General features: G+C 73.3%; 10 protein-coding genes. 3 read left to right on the plus strand and 7 right to left on the minus strand.

Annotation, left to right across the window (positions count from 1 at the left end; genetic code table 11):
- Positions 1-20 precede the first annotated feature (20 nt).
- The 7 genes from ASD35_RS15180 to ASD35_RS15210 form a co-directional block, all read right to left on the minus strand.
- Complete coding sequence (locus tag ASD35_RS15180) at positions 21-1,040, minus strand: hypothetical protein (protein ID WP_056875774.1); 1,020 nt, start codon at positions 1,038-1,040, stop codon at positions 21-23.
- On the minus strand, positions 1,037-1,561 hold the full coding sequence (locus ASD35_RS15185) for a (2Fe-2S)-binding protein (RefSeq protein ID WP_056875775.1): 525 nt from the start codon (positions 1,559-1,561) through the stop codon (positions 1,037-1,039). The genes ASD35_RS15180 and ASD35_RS15185 overlap by 4 nt, the downstream gene beginning before the upstream one ends.
- Before the next feature lie 421 nt (positions 1,562-1,982).
- Complete coding sequence (locus ASD35_RS15190; protein WP_056875776.1) at positions 1,983-4,808, minus strand: xanthine dehydrogenase family protein molybdopterin-binding subunit; 2,826 nt, start codon at positions 4,806-4,808, stop codon at positions 1,983-1,985.
- Positions 4,809-4,953: 145 nt separating this feature from the next.
- Complete coding sequence (locus ASD35_RS15195; protein WP_157275584.1) at positions 4,954-8,031, minus strand: ligand-binding sensor domain-containing diguanylate cyclase; 3,078 nt, start codon at positions 8,029-8,031, stop codon at positions 4,954-4,956.
- Between the two features lie 120 nt (positions 8,032-8,151).
- Positions 8,152-8,835 carry an ABC transporter ATP-binding protein gene (locus ASD35_RS15200; RefSeq protein ID WP_056875778.1) on the minus strand — a complete coding sequence of 228 codons (684 nt, stop codon included), beginning with the start codon at positions 8,833-8,835 and terminating at the stop codon, positions 8,152-8,154.
- 3 nt (positions 8,836-8,838) lie between these two features.
- Positions 8,839-10,104: an efflux RND transporter periplasmic adaptor subunit gene (locus tag ASD35_RS15205; RefSeq protein WP_162254468.1), complete on the minus strand. Its 1,266-nt coding sequence runs from the start codon at positions 10,102-10,104 to the stop codon at positions 8,839-8,841.
- A gap of 51 nt (positions 10,105-10,155) precedes the next feature.
- Positions 10,156-12,618, minus strand: coding sequence for an FtsX-like permease family protein (locus ASD35_RS15210; RefSeq protein ID WP_056875780.1), 2,463 nt, complete (start codon positions 12,616-12,618; stop codon positions 10,156-10,158).
- 154 nt (positions 12,619-12,772) lie between these two features.
- Between ASD35_RS15210 and ASD35_RS15215 the strand changes: the two genes are divergently transcribed.
- From ASD35_RS15215 to ASD35_RS15225, 3 genes are all read left to right on the plus strand, one after another.
- Positions 12,773-14,068: a sigma-54 dependent transcriptional regulator gene (locus tag ASD35_RS15215; protein WP_056875781.1), complete on the plus strand. Its 1,296-nt coding sequence runs from the start codon at positions 12,773-12,775 to the stop codon at positions 14,066-14,068.
- Complete coding sequence (locus tag ASD35_RS15220) at positions 14,058-15,218, plus strand: PAS domain-containing sensor histidine kinase (protein WP_056875782.1); 1,161 nt, start codon at positions 14,058-14,060, stop codon at positions 15,216-15,218. Before ASD35_RS15215 ends, ASD35_RS15220 begins: the two co-directional genes overlap by 11 nt.
- A gap of 164 nt (positions 15,219-15,382) precedes the next feature.
- Positions 15,383-16,108, plus strand: coding sequence for a PleD family two-component system response regulator (locus ASD35_RS15225; RefSeq protein ID WP_162254469.1), 726 nt, complete (start codon positions 15,383-15,385; stop codon positions 16,106-16,108).
- Positions 16,109-16,249 lie beyond the last annotated feature (141 nt).

The raw sequence follows: 16,249 nt of genomic DNA on the forward strand, positions 1-16,249 counted from the left end.
AGATCACCTGGCTTCGGCAGTCACGGTTTCGGCTGCTTGCGAGGCAACGCGCCCTTCGGCCCGTACTCCACGACCTGGCACCCCGCCCCCTGCGGGTTCTCGCAACACGCGGCCAGCTTCTTCAGGCTCTCGCTGAACTGCTCGTCCCACTGCGCCTTGCTGTGCAGGTTGCCCGGGCTCATCCAATGCGACTGCGGGAACCTCTTCGACCATTCGTCGCCGCCCTCCTGCGGCGCGCGGCCGGTGGACTGGTTCATCGCGACCTGGCAGGAGTTCATGTTGCCCATGCGGTGGCAGGCCGTGCAGGTGTTGCCGCGCGTCGTGATGCCGAAGGCGTGCAGCTTCGCCCAGGCCTTCTTGAAGTCCGCGCCGATGGCCTTGGGCTGGTAGTCGCCGAAAGGGTCGCCGGGCAGCTGCCGCGTCTGCGCGATGTAGGGCGAGTACATGAACGGCCCGCTGTCGTGGCAGTTGATGCAGGCCGGCTGGCTCCAGGCGACCTGGTGGGGCGTCTGCCAGACCTTGTCGGCCGGCAGCGCGCGCACGCCCTCGGGGCTCGGCGGCGGCGGCTTGCGCGTCAGCGTGCTGGGCGAAGGCACCCAGCGGCCGTCGATGCCGCTGGCAGCGCTCAGCGGCGCCTGCGCCTTGGCGGTGAACCAGCAGGTCTTGCCGTCCTTCAGGCTGTGCGAGATGACGTTGATTTCGTCGAACAGCCAGCTGCCCGCGGGCCGCGCGACCTGCTTGCGGCAGATGGCGCTGATCTGCGCGGTCTTGTCGTCGCGCAGCACCAGCGCGCGGCTGCCGGGCACGCACTGGCCCTGGCTGCCGGCGTCGTGCTGGGGCAGCAGCGACGGCCTGTCGCAGCGCGCCGGCGCGGGCTGGGGCGGCACCGGCTTGCCGTCGACGGTGATGGGGATCTCCTCGCCGGCCATGCAGTTGAAGGCGGGGATCTCGCTGACCTGCGCGGCGCATTGGCGGCCGTACTCGAACAGCGTCTCGGCCTGGGCGGAGGCGCACAGCGCCAGCAGCAGCAGCGCCCTCATGCGGTCACCAGGCCTTTCTCCGCCAGCACCACGGCGCGGATGGCCTGGTGGTAGCGGGCGTAGCCGGTGCAGCGGCAGATGTGCTGGCCGACGGCTTCTTCGATCGCCGCGTCGAGCCGGTCGCGCTGGACGGGCTGCACGCGCAGGCGGCCCAGCAGCATCTCGGTGGCCATGACGAAGCCGGGCGTGCAATAGCCGCACTGGAAGGCGAAGTGGTCGAGGAAAGCCTGTTGCACGGCGCTGGGTTTCTCCATGCTGCCGGTGCCTTCGACGGTGGTGATGGACTGGCCTTGCAGCAGGGCGACGGGCGTGGAGCAGGCGAGCATGGGCTGCGCCTGGCTGGTGGGCACGCGGCGCGCGGCGACGGTGCAGGCCTTGCAGACGCCGATGCCGCAGCACAGGCGGGTGCCGGCAAGGCCCAGCTCTTCGCGCAGGAAGTCGACGAGGGGGAGGTCGGTGGGGACGGTCGCTTTGATGGGGCGGCCGTTGACGTGGAATTGGACGGGGACGAGGTCGGTCATGGCTGGGGCTCCGCCTTCGTGGGTTGATTGTTCGCTGCGTCAGGTGAGCGCCAAGGCCCATGCCGGGAGTTCGCTCCCGCGGGCGACCGAGCCCCTTGAACGGCCGAACAGCCAACAGCCAAACCCGAAAGCCGTTCGCCACGAGGTATTTCTCTTCCCCCCTGTAGCGCCGCCGAGGAACGGAAGACCCGAAGCCCGCGAGCGAAGCTCGCCTGAAGATCTGACTCGCGACGCTTGTTTGAGCAGAGCGTAGCGGCGCGAGTTCGGCGCGGGGCTTCGGGTCTGAGTACCGCAGGGAACCCGGAGCGAAGCGCAGGGCGGTGCGGTTCGGGGGCGGTTTCTTTGGTTACTTTCTTGGGCGCCCAAGAAAGTGACTCGCCTGCGGGGGCGAAATCCCCGCTGGGCCTAGGCACAAACCCACTCATCCCAAAGCCCTCCCAATATCCGCCGCAGTGATCGGCAACGCCCGAAACCGCTTCCCCGTCGCATGCGCAATCGCATTGCCAATCGCCGGCGCGATCGGGCACAGCACCGCCTCCGCGATGCCCTTGGCCGTCGGCTCATCAGAGGGCAACGTGGTGATCCCCACCCGACCCAAAGGCACGTCGGACGACAACGCCACGTGATACCGGTCCAGGTTCCACCGCCCGTCGCCCGCACCCCCCGCCTCCAGCGGCAAGTCCTCCAGCAACGCATAGCCGATGCCCATCGCCACGCCGCCCTGCGCCTGCCCAACGAGCAGGTCGCGCTGCAGCACCTTGCCCGCGTCCAGCATCAACTCCACCGCCACCACCCGCGGCTCGAAGCTGCGCGGCGCGATCTCGACGGCCACCAGCACGCCCGACGGCGCATACAGGCTGCGGCCGTACAGCGCCGCCTCCGGGCTCGGCGGCATGACGTCCTGCCGCAGCACCGGCGTCCACGTCGACTGCCCGGCCGGTCGCAGTGACAGGCCGTCGATGGGCAGCAGCAACGGCGCGCCCACCGGCACGGCGTAGGTGGCCGACACCCAGGCGCCCTCGTACAAGCCATGCACCATCGCCGCGGCCGTGAGCCGGCCTTCGTGCACCTTGGCCGCCAGCGCCGGCAAGGGCAGCGGCGCAAGACCCGGCACCACCAGGCGCCCGGCCTCCCAGCGCGTGCGCCCCTGCAGCTGCGCCAGCGGCACGCCCCAGATCGCCGCGGCGGCCGGCAGCAGGCCGGCCTCGAACAGCACGCGGCTGGCCTGCTCGGTGACGTGGACCTGGTGGAAGGCCGTCAGGCAGGCGCTGCTGGACATGCTGAAGCTGGCCGTCCAGCGCGGGTCGCTCCAGCTGCCGCCCGGCGTGTTGTTGAGGTCCAGCGCGTTGAAGCTGCCCACGTCGCCCATGACGACGTCGTGCGCGTTGTGGCCCAGCCAGGCGGCCGTGCTGATGGCCAGCGTCGTCGCCGAGCCGTTGCCCATGTCGACGCAGTTGGTGCGCACGGTCAGCCGGCCGTCAGGTGCAAGAGCCACCTCGGCCATGACGCCGTCCTTGCCGGTGCCATAGGCCTGGTTGGCCAGCGCGAAGCCGACGCCGTAGCGCACGCCCTCGCGCGCCTTGCGTGCCTTGACCGCCTCGCGCTCGCGCCACAGCGGGTGCTGGCGCGCGCGGCGGCAGATCTCGCGCAGCGTCATCGCCTGCGTCAGCGGCGCGCCGGTGATGGTGCGGTCGAACTGCTGCAGCGCGTTGATCTCGCGCAGCTCGATCGGGTCGCGCTGGAGCGCCACGGCCACCTCGTCCACCAGCGTCTCGACCGCGAAGCTGGCCTGCGGGCCGCCGAAGCCGCGCATGGAGCCGGCGACGACGCCGGTGCTGGGCTGCGCGATGGCGTCCACATAGGCCTGGCGGATGTCGTAGCCGCTCAGGCCGCAGTAGGCGGCCAGCATGGCGACGAACTGGCTGTAGTTGTTCTGCCCGCCGGCGGGCAGCACCTGCTGGCTGCCGAAGGCGATGAACCTGCCGCTCTTGGCGTCGACCGCGATGCGCTGCGTGATGCGGCTCGCCAGCTGCTTGAGGCCGCCCTGGAACTGCTCGTAGCGGTCCTGCGCGATGCGCACCGGGCCGTCGGCCAGCGCCGCGGTGACGGCCAGCAGTGCCGGGAAGGTGGACACGTCGCGCCCGCCGAAGCCGCCGCCGGGATAGCAGGAGTGCAGCGCCACGGTCTTGACGTGGATGGGGCAGCCCGTGCCGCCGAACATCGCCAGGCTGTCGCCCGCGTCGCCGTTGGTGGCCTGCGTGCCCAGCACCAGGCTCAGCGTGCCGTCGCCCGCGCGGTCCAGCCAGGCCAGGCCGGCCTCGGGCTCCATGAACATCGGGTCCAGCACCTGCGTCGTGTAGGTGCCGCCCAGCTGCAGCAGCGCGGGGCTGGCGCTTTGCAGCGTCGCATCGATGCGCCCGCGCAGCGCCTTGGCCGTCGTGTTGTAGGGCTGGCTCGCGCTGTCGGGCTGGAAGGGGTCGGACGCGCAGCCCACCTGCACCTGCGAGAAGGGCGCGATGCCCGCGGCCTCATAACGCGTCAGGTAGTTGACCGGGGCGTAGGCCTTGGCGGGCGGCGTGGGCGGCGGTGGCGGGGCTGCCCCGGTCTTGACGACGCCGGGCTCGAACTGCAGCGCGCGCTTGGCGCGGCGGTAGGCGTTGTTGTCGGCGAAGACGAGGATGGCCACCGGCTGGCCGTAGAACTGCGGCGCGCTGCCCACCGGCACCAGCAGCTGCTTGATGCCGTCGGCGCCCGCGGTGGAGAAGGGCAGCTGCAGGTTCAGCGAGGCGAGGTCGCGCTGCGGCCAGGCGAAGCCCGGCAGCGGCGCCTGCGTGAGGGTCAGCAGCGGCAGGGCCTGGGCGTCCTGCAGGCGCGCCAGGTCCAGGCCCGTGAAGACCAGGCCCGGCTGCGTGGCACGCAGGATCATTGCCATGCGCTCGACCTGCGGCCAGCCCGGCATGTCGTTGGCGCGGAAGTCGCGGGCGTAGATCTTCTGGCCCGTGACCTTGGCCAGGCCGTCGATGCGAAAACGCGCCTTGCCAGGCCCGCCGGACCAGTTCGGCGCGCCGGGCGGCGCGTGCGGCTGGGTCGGCGTGTCCGGCGCCGGCGGGCGGGCGCCGGGGGTCCGGATGCCGGGCGGCTTGAAGGCCAGCGCCAGCTCGTGCACCAGCAAGGTCACGGCCGCGGCGCCGCTGCCGATGACGCGGCGCCGTGTCAGTTGAAACGGCCCGTTTGTGTTCTGCGACACGCCTGTCTCCCATCCCTGCGATGGGGGGCGAGTGTGTCACCGCGGCCGGGCCGCGGTCGGCGGATCAGGCACGATTCGCGCCCGCAGTTTCCCCATGCGCGTCGCGCACGACCCACCGGGCCGAGCGCCGGGCCGCCCCAAGCCGTCAGCCAGAGCCGACCGCGTCCTTGGCCGTGCCTCGCGCCACCTGCAGCCGCGGCTCGGTGAGCCAGCCGCTCAGGCTGTAGGGCGCCTCGCGCGGCGGCAGGCCGTCGGCGCGGACGGCGCCCACATGGCCGTCGCGGCCCTGCCCCTTGGCGGCGTACAGCGCCGAATCGGCCAGCGCCAGGCAGGCACGCCAGTCCCACAGCCGCGGCTGCTTCGGGTCCAGCGGGAAGGCGCAGAAGCCGATGGAGACGGTCACATGCACCGTCTCGCCCCCACCGATGTCGAACGGCTGCTCGCGCACCGCGGCGCAGACGCGCGCGGCCAGCTCGGGCGCGTCGCGGCGCTCGGTCTCGCGGGCCAGCGCAAGCACCTCCTCGCCGCCCCAGCGCACCAGCGAATCGGTCTCGCGGAAGACCTGGCGCAGCCGCTGGGCCAGCTGCACCAGCACCGCGTCGCCGGCAGCATGGCCATGCTGGTCGTTGATGCGTTTGAAGTGGTCCACGTCCAGCAGCATCAGCAGCAGGTCGGCCTTGGCGCCGATGGCATGGCCCGGGCCGTCGCCGGCCGGCGCCTCGAAGCGGCGCAGGCACAGGCGCAGGTCGTCGTCCAGCCGCATCTCCAGGTAGCGGCGGTTGCGCAGCCCGGTCAGCGCGTCGGTCAGGCTCAGCTCGCGCAGCTCGGCGGTGCGCTCGTCCACGAGGGTCTGCAGCTCGGCCTCGTGCCGGCGCAGCTTGCGGGTGCGCCAGCGCGTCCAGCCCCAGATGCCCGCCAGCCCGAGCAGCACGCCGCCGGCATGCGCGGGCGTGGTTTCCCACCAGGCCGGCGCCAGCTCGATGGGCAGCTGCAGCTGCTCGGTGCCCCACAGCGTCTGGTGCGACGTGGCGCGCACCTGCAAGGTGTAGTGGCCCGGCCGCAGCGGCCCGAAGCTGGGGTTGCGCGCGCTGGCGTCGACACGCGTCCATTCGCTGTCCAGCCCCAGCAGGCGGTACTCGTAGCGCGGCCGCGCCGGGTCGGCATAGTCCAGCGCCGCGAACTCGATGGACAGCGTGCGCTTGCCCGGCGGCAGCGCCAGGCCCGCGCCGGGCGGGCGCATGAGGCCCTGCGGCTGGCCGTTGACGCGCAGGCCGGCGATGACCAGCGGCGGGCTGGTGGCCGGGGCGCGCCAGGCCTGGGGCTGCACGCGCAACAGGCCGCGGCTGCCGCCGAACAGCAGTGCGCCGCCGGGCAGCTCGGCGCTGGCGAAGAACCAGAAGCTGCCGAAGTTCGCGCCCTCGGCGGCGCCGAAGCTGTCGATGCGGTCGGTCGCCGGGTCGTAGACGTAGAGCTGGCTCCAGATGCGGCCCTGGCTGTCCTCGTGCAGGTTGCCGCCGAACACGCCTTCGACGCCAAGCCGCTCGCTGATGCGCTCGAAGCGCGCGCGGCCCGCGGCGTCCCAGCCGCGCAACCGGTGCAGGCCGCTGGCCGGCGTGTCCACCCACAGCCGCCCGTCGCGGCTCCACAGCAGGGCCATGACGATGGGGGTGGACAGCGCCTCGCCGGGTGCCTGGGGCAGCGGCTCCAGGCCACCACCGCCCGCCTCGCGCTCGCGGAACAGGCCTTGCTGGCCGCCCACCCACAGCCGGCCGTCGGGCGCCTCACGCACGGTGTAGACGCCGCCGTGCAGGCGCGCCTCGCCCAGCGGCTGCACGCGCTCCAGCGCCGCCGCCGTGGCGCCGTCCAGGCGGTACAGGCCTTCCTGCATGCCCAGCCAGACACTGCCGTCGGCGCGCGGCAGCAGCTGCTGCGCGCGGCCACCGTCCAGCGGCCAGTCGCGCAGCAGGCGGCCGTCGGGCGCGCGGTGCTCCAGGCGGCCGGCCGCGGCCATCCACAGGCTGCCGTCGGCCGCCTCGGCCATCATCTCGACGACGTTGCGCCGCTCGCGCGGCCAGCTGCCCAGCGTCGCCAGCTCGCGGCCAGGCCGGCCGTCCAGCCGCACCACCTGGCCGGCCTGCGCGGCCGCCAGCACCTCGCCGCTGCGCAACGCCAGCACGGCGCGCACGTCCGCCTCGGCCAGCGGGCCGGCCGGGTCGGCATCGGGCCCGCGCACCGCCAGCGCGGGGTGGTGGAGGTGGCGCTGCACGCCCAGGCCATAGCCGCTGACCCACATCGCGCCGCTCTGGTCGCGCAGCAGGCCGCTGATGTCGTTGCCGGCCAGGCCCGTGACGCGACGCGGGTCCTGCCGCAGCCGGGCGTCGATGTGGCCGCTGGCCGGGTTCACCCAGAAGAGGCCGCCCTTGCTACCCACCCAGAGCCGGCCGTCGGCGCCTTCGGCCAGCGCGTGGACGGCATGGCCCAGCGTTTGCACCCAACGCACCTGGCCCTGCTCGACGACGCCCAGGCGCCCGTCCTGCGTGCCCAGCCAGAGGCGGCCGCCGCGGTCTTCGGCCAGCGCCAGCACCGGCGCGCCGTCCGCCAGGCCGGGGAGGGCCACGTCTTGCCAGCCGCCCTTCACGCGCCGGGACAGGCCGCGCCAGTGCCCGGCCCACACCGTGCCGTCGGCGCCGACATGCAGCGCCAGCACGCGCGCCTCGGCCTGGCCGCGCCAGTCCAGCGCCTGCGGCTCGAAGCGTTTCGTCCGCGGGTCGTAGCGCTGCAGGCCGCGCCCCATGGTGCCGACCCAGACGGCGCCGTCACGGTCCTCGGCCAGCGCGCGGATGGGCGCCTGCGGGCCGCTGTCGGCATGGCTGGCCACGCGGTCCTGCCCCGGCTCATAGGCGACCAGGCCCTTGAACTCGGTGCCTATCCACATGCGCCCGTCGGCCCCGGGGGCCAGCGCGCGCACCCAGCCCAGGTTGCGCTGCGACGGCGTGTCGCCCGCCAGCTCGATGGGCCGCAGCCGGTAGCCGTCGTAGCGCGTCAGCCCCTTGCTCGTCGCGATCCACATGAACCCCGCTCGGTCCTGCGCGATCGCCGGCACCGAGTTCTGCGGCACGGCGACGCTGCGGAATTGCACCTCCAGCGGGCCGGCGTCGGCCAGGGCCAGGCCCATGCCAAGGGCCGTCAACCAGGCCGCCAGGCCACGAACTAGGGGGTGCATGGGGCGGCATCCTAAGCGGGCGATTCGCGCCTGACTGCCACCGGGGCCCGGCCGCGCCGCCGTTTCAGCGTTGCCCCTGCCGGCTCTCGTGAAACCCTTCGCGGATCCGCCTTGCCCCGTTCAGGCCACCGCCGCCACCGCGTCCACCACCACCCGCCCATCCAACAGCCGCAACGTCCGCGATGCCTGCGCCGCGTGCTCCAGCGAGTGCGTCACCATGACCAGCGTCGTGCCCTCGGCGTTGAGCTCGCGCAGGATGCGCATGACCTCGGCGCCGTGGGCACTGTCGAGGTTGCCGGTGGGCTCGTCCGCCAGCAGCAGCGCCGGGCGGGCGGCGATGGCGCGGGCGATGGCCACGCGCTGCTGCTGGCCGCCACTGAGCTGGCTGGGGCGGTGGCCGGCGCGGTGCGTCAGGCCCAGGCGTTCCATGACCTCGGCGACACGCGCGCGCCGCTCGCGCTGCGGCATGGCGCCGTACTCGAGCGCGAGGCCGATGTTCTCGGCCACGCTCAGGTCGTCGATGAGGTTGAAGCTCTGGAACACGAAACCGATGCGGCCGCGGCGCAGCGTGTTGAGTTGCTTCTCGCTCCAGCCCGCCACGTTGTGGCCGTCGAACCAGTACTCGCCGCCGCTCGGCGCGTCCAGCAGCCCGAGGATGCCCAACAACGTGGACTTGCCGCAGCCCGACGGGCCGGTGATGGCGAGGTATTCACCGGCCTCGATGTCGAGGTCGATGCGGTCCAGCGCGGTGGTCTCGATGTCGCCGGTGTGGAAGGTCTTGGTGAGGTGCTTGAGGGTGAACATGGCTCAGTGGAGTTCGATGGACGGGGCGCCCGCAAAGGCGCGGTAGGGTGAGACGACGACCTGCTCGCCGGGCTGCAGGCCGCCCAGCACTTCGATGACGCCGTCGGCGCGGCGGCCGAGTTGCAGCGGGCGGCGGTCGGCATGGCGGCCGTCGGCGGCCAGCACGAAGGCCCAGGCGCCGCCGGTGTCGGCGTAGAAGCCGGCGTCGGGCAGCAGCAGTGCCTGTTGCGTGTTGCCAAGCGTCAGGCGCACATCCAGGCCCTGGCCGACCTGCAGCGGCGGCGGCTCGGCATCGAAGGTGAGCTCGACGCTGAAGCGGCCGTCCTTCACCTGCGGGTCGATGCGGGCGACGTGCAGCGCGTGGTCGCGGCCGTCCTGCGTGAACCACGCAGCCAGGCCTTCGTGCACGCGGCCGAGGTGGTATTCGTCCAACCGCAGGTCCAGCTTGAAGCGGCCCAGGCTGTCCAGCCGTGCGATGCGCGTGCCGCTGCGCACGCTCTCGCCGACCTGCAGCGCGAGGCCCGTCACGCGGCCGGCCACCGGCGCGCGCACGGCCAGGCCTTCGCTGGCGGTGCGCATCGCGTCCAGCCGCCTGTTGAGGTCGGCCACGGCGCGCTGCATGGCCTGCACGGACTGCTCGCGCACGGCCAGCTCCTCGCGGCCGTCGGCCTGCTGCTGGGCGAACAGGCGTTCGGCCATCGCGAGCTTGTCGGCCGAGTCCTCCAGCGCCGACGGCGACAGGAAGCCCTGCGCGGCCAGGCCGGCATTGCGCTGGTGCAGCCGGCGCACGCGCTCCAGCTCGAACTGGCCCTCCGTCAACGTGCGGCGCTGCAGGGCCTGCGCCTGCATCCACGCGGCACGCAACGTCGAGAAGTTGGCCAGCTGCTGCGCGGCCTCGCTGGAGCGTGCCATCAGTTCCTGCGCGCGCTGGGTGCTGTTGAGTACGACCAGCAGCTGGCCGGCCTCCACACGCGCGCCGTCCTTCACCAGCACCTGCTCGACGCGGCCGTCCTCGGTCGCGTCCAGCAGCACGGACTGCAGCGGCTGCGCCGTCGCGCGGCCGACGACGACGTCGCGGAACGGGCCGGTCTTGGCCGCGGCGATCTCCACGTCGGCGCGCGACACGGGCACACCGCGCGGCCAGTAGCGCAGCAGCAGCACTGCCCCCGCGAGTGCGACGGTCACCGCCAGCACGACCAGGCTGTAGCGCTTCGGTGCGGCCACGCGGCGGTCCATCGCGGCGCCGGAGATGTGCCTTTGATCGGCCATGTCGCTCATCGCGCGCCCGGTGCCTCGGTGGCGAATGCGTTCATTGCCACATCAACCCCGCAGCGCCTGCAGCGGCCGCAGCGCCAGCGCCGCGCGCAGGTGGCGGGCCACGGCGATGGCCGTGACGACGGCCAGCAGCACGACCGACGCGAGCAGCACCCACAGCGACCCCGGCCCCACCGGTGCCCGTGCGACGAAGCCGCTGAGGTAGAGCTGCGTGACCCAGGCCGCCACCGGCAGCGCGACGACGCAGGCCGCGGCCAGCACGGCGGCGAACTCCTTGCCCAGCAGCCGTGCCACGGCGCCGGCCCCGGCGCCATGCAGCTTGCGCAGCACGATCTCGCGCTCGCGGCGGCGCAGCGTGTAGGCGGCCAGCGCGTAGATGCCCACGGCCGCCAGCAGCAGCGCCAGCGCGCCGGTCACGGCGATGAGCTGGCCGAGGCGCACGTCCTCGGCCATCTTGCGGGCCTGCTGCTCGCGCACCGACAGCACCTGCGCCTGGGCGTCGGGCAGCGTCTGGTTGACGAGATCGGCCAGCTTGCGGCGCGTCTCCGCCGGGTTGCGGCTGTGCACGCTGATGACACCGGAGCCGCGCTCGGTCACCGGCACCAGGATGTGCGGCATGGCCGGGCTGCGCGGGCCTTCGACCCGGATGTCGTCGATGACGGCGACGACCGTGACCGGCTTGCCGTCGTCGAGGATGGTCTGGCCGATGGCCGCCTCGGGGCTGGCAAAGCCCAGCGCCCGCACGGCGCTGCGGTCCAGCACGCCACCGTGCTGGGCCACCTCGGCGCGGTGGTCGGCCGACAGCCGGCCGGCCAGCAGGCGCATGCCGTACACGTCCAGATAGCCCGGCGTGAAATTCGCGCCGTTGCGCAAGGCTAGGGCCTGCCCGCTGGGGCCGGTGTAGTCGATGTACCAATCGCCGAAGTCGCGCCCCGGCACGTCCTCGGACGCTGCTGCGGCCACGACCTCGGGCCAGGCCTGGATGCGCGCGAGCAGCGCCGTGGTCTGCGCCGGCCGTGTCTCCCACGGCAGGTCCACGGCCAGGCGGTTCTCCACCTCGAAACCGCGCGGCATGTCGGCGACGTGCCGGCTCTGCCAGGCCACCGTCAACGCCATCGCCGTGAACAGCGCGGCGGCGCCGAACTGCACCGTCGTCATCAGCCGGCGCAGCCAGCGGCTGGCCGCGCCCTCGCTGTGGCTGCGCCCGGCCAGCGACTCGGCGGGCCGCACGCGCAGCGCGATGTGCGTCAGCGGCAGCGCGCTCAACGCCGCGATGAGCACGCACAGCAGGCCGGTCAATGCCACCATGCCGGGGGCCAGCACGGGCGCTTCAAAGAAGTGCTGCAGCAGCGCGGACAGCGGCGGCGTGCCCCACCAGGCCAGCAGCAACCCCAGCGCGCCGGCCAGCCCGGCCACGGCCAGCGCCTCGATGAAGAACTGCACCGCCAGCGCCGGCGCGCCGGCGCCCAGCGATTTGCGCAGGCCGATCTCGCGCTGGCGCCTGAGCGTGCGCACGCTCCACAGGTTGATGAAGTTGATGACGGCCAGCGCCAGCACGCCCGCCGCCGCGGCCGCCAGGCTGCCGAGCTGCAGGCGGCGCTGGCCGCTGCCGGCGCCGTGCAAGCCCAGGTCGGCCACCGGCAACGCGCGCAGCGTGGCGAAGGAGCCGCCGCCCTTCAGGAAATCGGCCGGCAGGCCCTTGGGCACGGGCTGGCTCTGCAACAGGCGATCGGCCAGCGCACCCACCTGGGCGGCCGTGGCGCCGGGCTGCAGGCGGGCATAGAGATGGCCGTTGCCCCAGGTCCACATGCTGGCGCGCTCGACATAGGCCTTGGCAGGCGGCGCGTTGAAACCGGCCAACGCCTCGTAGATGACCGATGAATTCAGGCTGGCCGAGGGCAGCACGGCCATGACGGTCAACGTCAGCTCCACCGACTGCGGCTGGCCGTTGTCCCCATCCACCGTGATCAGCGCGCTGACCGGCTTGCCGACGACCTGGGTCGTGCCGAACAGCTTGTTCGCACCCACCTCCGTCAGCGCGATGCCTTCGGGCGCCGTCAGCGCGGCCTTCAGGTCGCCGGCGATGGGCCGCACGCCGAAAAGGGCTTCAAAGTCTGGGTCCACCAGCGCCGTCGTCAGCCGCGCATGGTGGGTGGCGCCCTGGGCATCCACAGCGCGCGACAGCAGCGGCAGCGAGATGACGCGGCTCATCGCACCCACCGGCGCGCCGGTGTCGCGCAACGCCCGGCTCAGCGGCGTGTTGGGAACATGGCTCAGCCAGTCGCTGTGGCCGCCACCGGGCGAGCGCGTCTTCCACTCGAACGCAATGAGGCGGTCGGCCTCGGGCAGGTGGGCATGCGGCCACAGCACGTCGCGCAGGAAGCCGACCGTCAGCAACGTGAGCGCCAGGCCCAGCGCCAGGCCGGCGATGACGAGGGCGGCGGGGCCGGGCTCGGCGCGCAGCTGGCGCCAGGCGCCGCGCCAAAGGGTGGTGGAAAGCAGGTTCATGGCGGCTCTTTTTGCAAGAGCCGGGCCAGGCGGTCTGCCCCGGGAGAACAAGGCCGCAAGGCACGCTGAACGTCCGCTTGCGGACACTGGCACTGTCCGCTTCCGGACACCGCCTTGCCCCGACTCCCGCGCACCCTTAGAGTCGCGCCCTCCCATGATCCTCATCCTCGACGACGACCCCGACGTGGCCCTGGCCGCGCGGCTGGCGCTGCGCAAGCTGGCGCCCGTGGCCGTGCGGCATGCGCCCGCGGAGCTGATGGCCGCGCTGGACGAGACCCGGCCCGACGTGCTGCTGCTGGACATGAACTTCACGCCCGGCGCGAGCGACGGCGCGGCGGGCCTGGCGCTGCTGCGCGAGGTCGTCGCGCGCCAAGGCCAGGTCGCAGCGCCGGCCGTCGTCGTGATGACGGCCTATGCCGAGGTCGAGCTGGCCGTGCAGGCGCTGAAGGCCGGCGCGGTGGACTTCATCACCAAGCCTTGGGCGAACGAGCGGCTGGTCGCCTGCGTGCAGGCCGCGCTCGCGCGCCGTGCACCGGCGCCTGCAGTGGGCGAGCTGCTGGGCGAGTCGGCCGCGATGCAGTCGCTGCGCGCGCAGATCGCGCAGGTAGGCGCCAGCGAGGCCAGCGTGCTGATCCTGGGCGAGAACGGCGTCGGCAAGGAGCTGGTGGCGCGCGCGCTGCACGCGGCCTCGCCGCGCGCGGCCGGCCCGCTGCTGGCCGTGGACATGGGCTCGCTGCCGGAGGCGTTGGTGGAGAGCGAGCTGTTCGGCCACCGCCGCGGCAGCTTCACCGATGCGCGCGAGTCGCGGCCTGGGCGCTTCGTCGCGGCGGCGGGCGGCACGCTGTTCCTCGACGAGATCGGCAACCTGCCGCTGGCCCAACAGGCCAAGCTGCTGGCCGCGCTGGAGCGCCGTGAGGTGACGCCGCTGGGCAGCGACCGCCCGGTGCCGGTGGACGTGCGCGTGCTGGCCGCCACCAACGTGCCCGAGGCCGAGCTGTTCGACGCGCGGCGCTTCCGGCCCGACCTGCTTTACCGCCTGAACACCGTGGTGCTGCGCGTGCCGCCGCTGCGAGAGCGCGGCGCGGCGGACATCGCGCTGCTGCTGCGCCACTACCTCGCGCAATTCGCCAAGCGCCCCGTCGAGCTGGCGCCCGAAGCCCTCGCGCGCCTGGCCGCCTATCGCTGGCCGGGGAACGTGCGCGAGCTGCGCCAGGCCTGCGAGCGCGCCACGCTGCTGGCGCGCGGCCCGGTGTTCACGTTCGCCGACTTCGGCCTGCCCGACCTGGCCGCACCGGCCCCCGCCGAGCAGGGACTGGACCTCGCCCGGCGCGAGCGCGAAGCGGTGCAGGCGGCCTTGGCGCAGGCCGACGGCAACATCAGCCAGGCGGCCAAGCTGCTGGGCGTGAGCCGCGCGGCGCTGTACCGGCGGCTGGACAAACATGGCCTTTGAGCGCGCCCGCGTGGCGGCCGCGGCGCTGGTGCTCGCGGGCAGTGCGGCCGGCGCGGTCGCCACGCTGGACTCGCCGCGCCTGCTGGTCGCCTGTGTGCTGGCCGGGCTCATCGCCGCCGCCTTCGGCTGGGCCGCGCTGAGCCGCCTGGCCCATCAACCCAAGCCTTTGCCGCCGGAGCCGCCACCCGCGCCGCACCCCGACCTGGATGCCGCGCTGGAGCATGCGCCGCTGGCGCTGTGGCGCCTCGTCGCCGGCAGCCCGCCGCTGGCGCTGAATGCCGCCGCACGCCGGCTGATCGCGCCCGGCCGCGCCGTCGAGCCGGCCGCGCTGCTGGCGCTCGTGGACGCCGAGCCGGGCCGGCGTGTCGTCACGCTGCCCACCGAGCACGGCCAGGAGCGCGCCGTGCTGGCCGTCTCGGCGCTGACCGTGCAGGGCCAGGCCTGGCGGCTGGCGGCGCTGGCGCCCATCGAGTCGGAACTGGAAACCGAGACGCTGGTGGCCTGGCGCCAGCTGGTGCAGGTGCTGACGCACGAGATCATGAATTCGCTGACGCCGATCGCGTCGCTCGCGGCCAGCGCACCGGCGCTGCTGGCCGCGGGCGAGCGCGAGGAACTGGACGCGGCGCTGGCCACGCTGGCCCGCCGCGCCGCGCACCTGCAGGGTTTTGTGGAGCGCTACCGCAGCGTCAGCCAGCCGCCGGCGCCGACGCTGGCGGACGTGCCGCTGCTGCCGCTGCTGCAGGCGGTGCAGCGGCTGGTCGCGCCAGCGTGGGCCGAGGCCGGCGGCACGGTGGAGATCGCCGTCGAGCCGGCCAGCCTGGCGCTGCGCACCGACGCGGCCCAGCTGGAACAGGTGCTCATCAACCTGGCGCAGAACGCGCTGCAGGCCTGTGCCGGCCGGCCTGCGCCGGTGCTGGTCGTCGAAGCGCGACTGAGCCGCGGCGCGCGGCTGCGGCTGACGGTCAGCGACAACGGCCCGGGCGTGGCGCCGGGGCTGGAGGGGCGCATCTTCACCCCCTTCTTCACGACGCGCGAAGGCGGCAGCGGCCTGGGGCTGGCCGTCGTGCGCCAGCTGGTGCACGGCCTGGGCGGCACGGTGCGGCATGCCAAGCGGCCGGGCGGCGGCGCGCGCTTCGTGCTGACGTTCTGAAGCCCCTCGCCCAAGGATGACCTTCGCCGGTCCCGCAGCCCCACGGAAGCCACGACGGAACTCGAAGCCCGACGCGTGCGAAGCCTGATATGCGGCATTCCTGCATGGCCGGGGCCACGGCCGGGTGATAGGCTGCTCGCTCTTACACCCCACGGATGGAGTCGATGTTTCACGAATTGCAGGAGTTGCTGGGCGCCTACCTGATGCCGGTATTGATCGCGATACCGCTGGCCATCATCGTGCTCATCGCCGCCTTCAAGCGTGACGACTACCGTCCGCCGCGCGAGTACACGCCGCCGCCGCGCCCGCCCGAAGGGACGCGCCGCACCGCGCAGCCACCGGTGGTGCTGCCGCCCCTGCCAGGCACGCCCGGCGCCGGCCCGTCCATGGCCAGCGCCTTCGTCACGGCGCCCACGCCCACACCGATGCAGCCGCCCGCTGCCCCGGCAGCCGAGCCCGACGGCCCGGCCACCGTGCTGATCGCCGACGACTCCGCCGTCGTGCGCACCAAGCTGCGCCGCCTGCTGGAAGGCGCCGGCTTCGTCGTCGTGCAGGTCAACGACGGCAACGAGGCCCTCGCGCAGCTGGAAGAAAAACCCGAGATCGCCGTGCTGATCACGGACCTCGAGATGCCCAACAAGGACGGCTTCGAGCTGATCGCCGACGTGCACGGCAGCCTGACCACCGAGGACCTGCCGGTCATCGCCATCACCGGCCACGACGAGCTGCACGGCCGCGTGGGCCAGATCGAAGGCGTGTACGGCATCTTCAAGAAGCCCTGGAACGACCGCGAGCTGCTCAAGCGCGTGGAGTCGCTGGTGCACTTGCGCACGGCCGCCTCGCGCCGCCAGCGCCGCGTGACGGACATGCGGGTTCCGCCGGGCGCCTGAAGCGAAACCGGCCTCGCCTTGCGGCATCAAACCGCAAGCAGATCGCCCCTGCGGGCTGCTCGTGCCTACGGACGGCGATGTGCCTCTGACCCGTGGCAGGCTCTGGCACGCGGCCGCACGTCGCCGGCTGCCCGGGTCATC

Origin of the sequence: Pelomonas sp. Root1444 (assembly GCF_001426885.1) — a bacterium.
Lineage (GTDB): Bacteria > Pseudomonadota > Gammaproteobacteria > Burkholderiales > Burkholderiaceae_C > Pelomonas.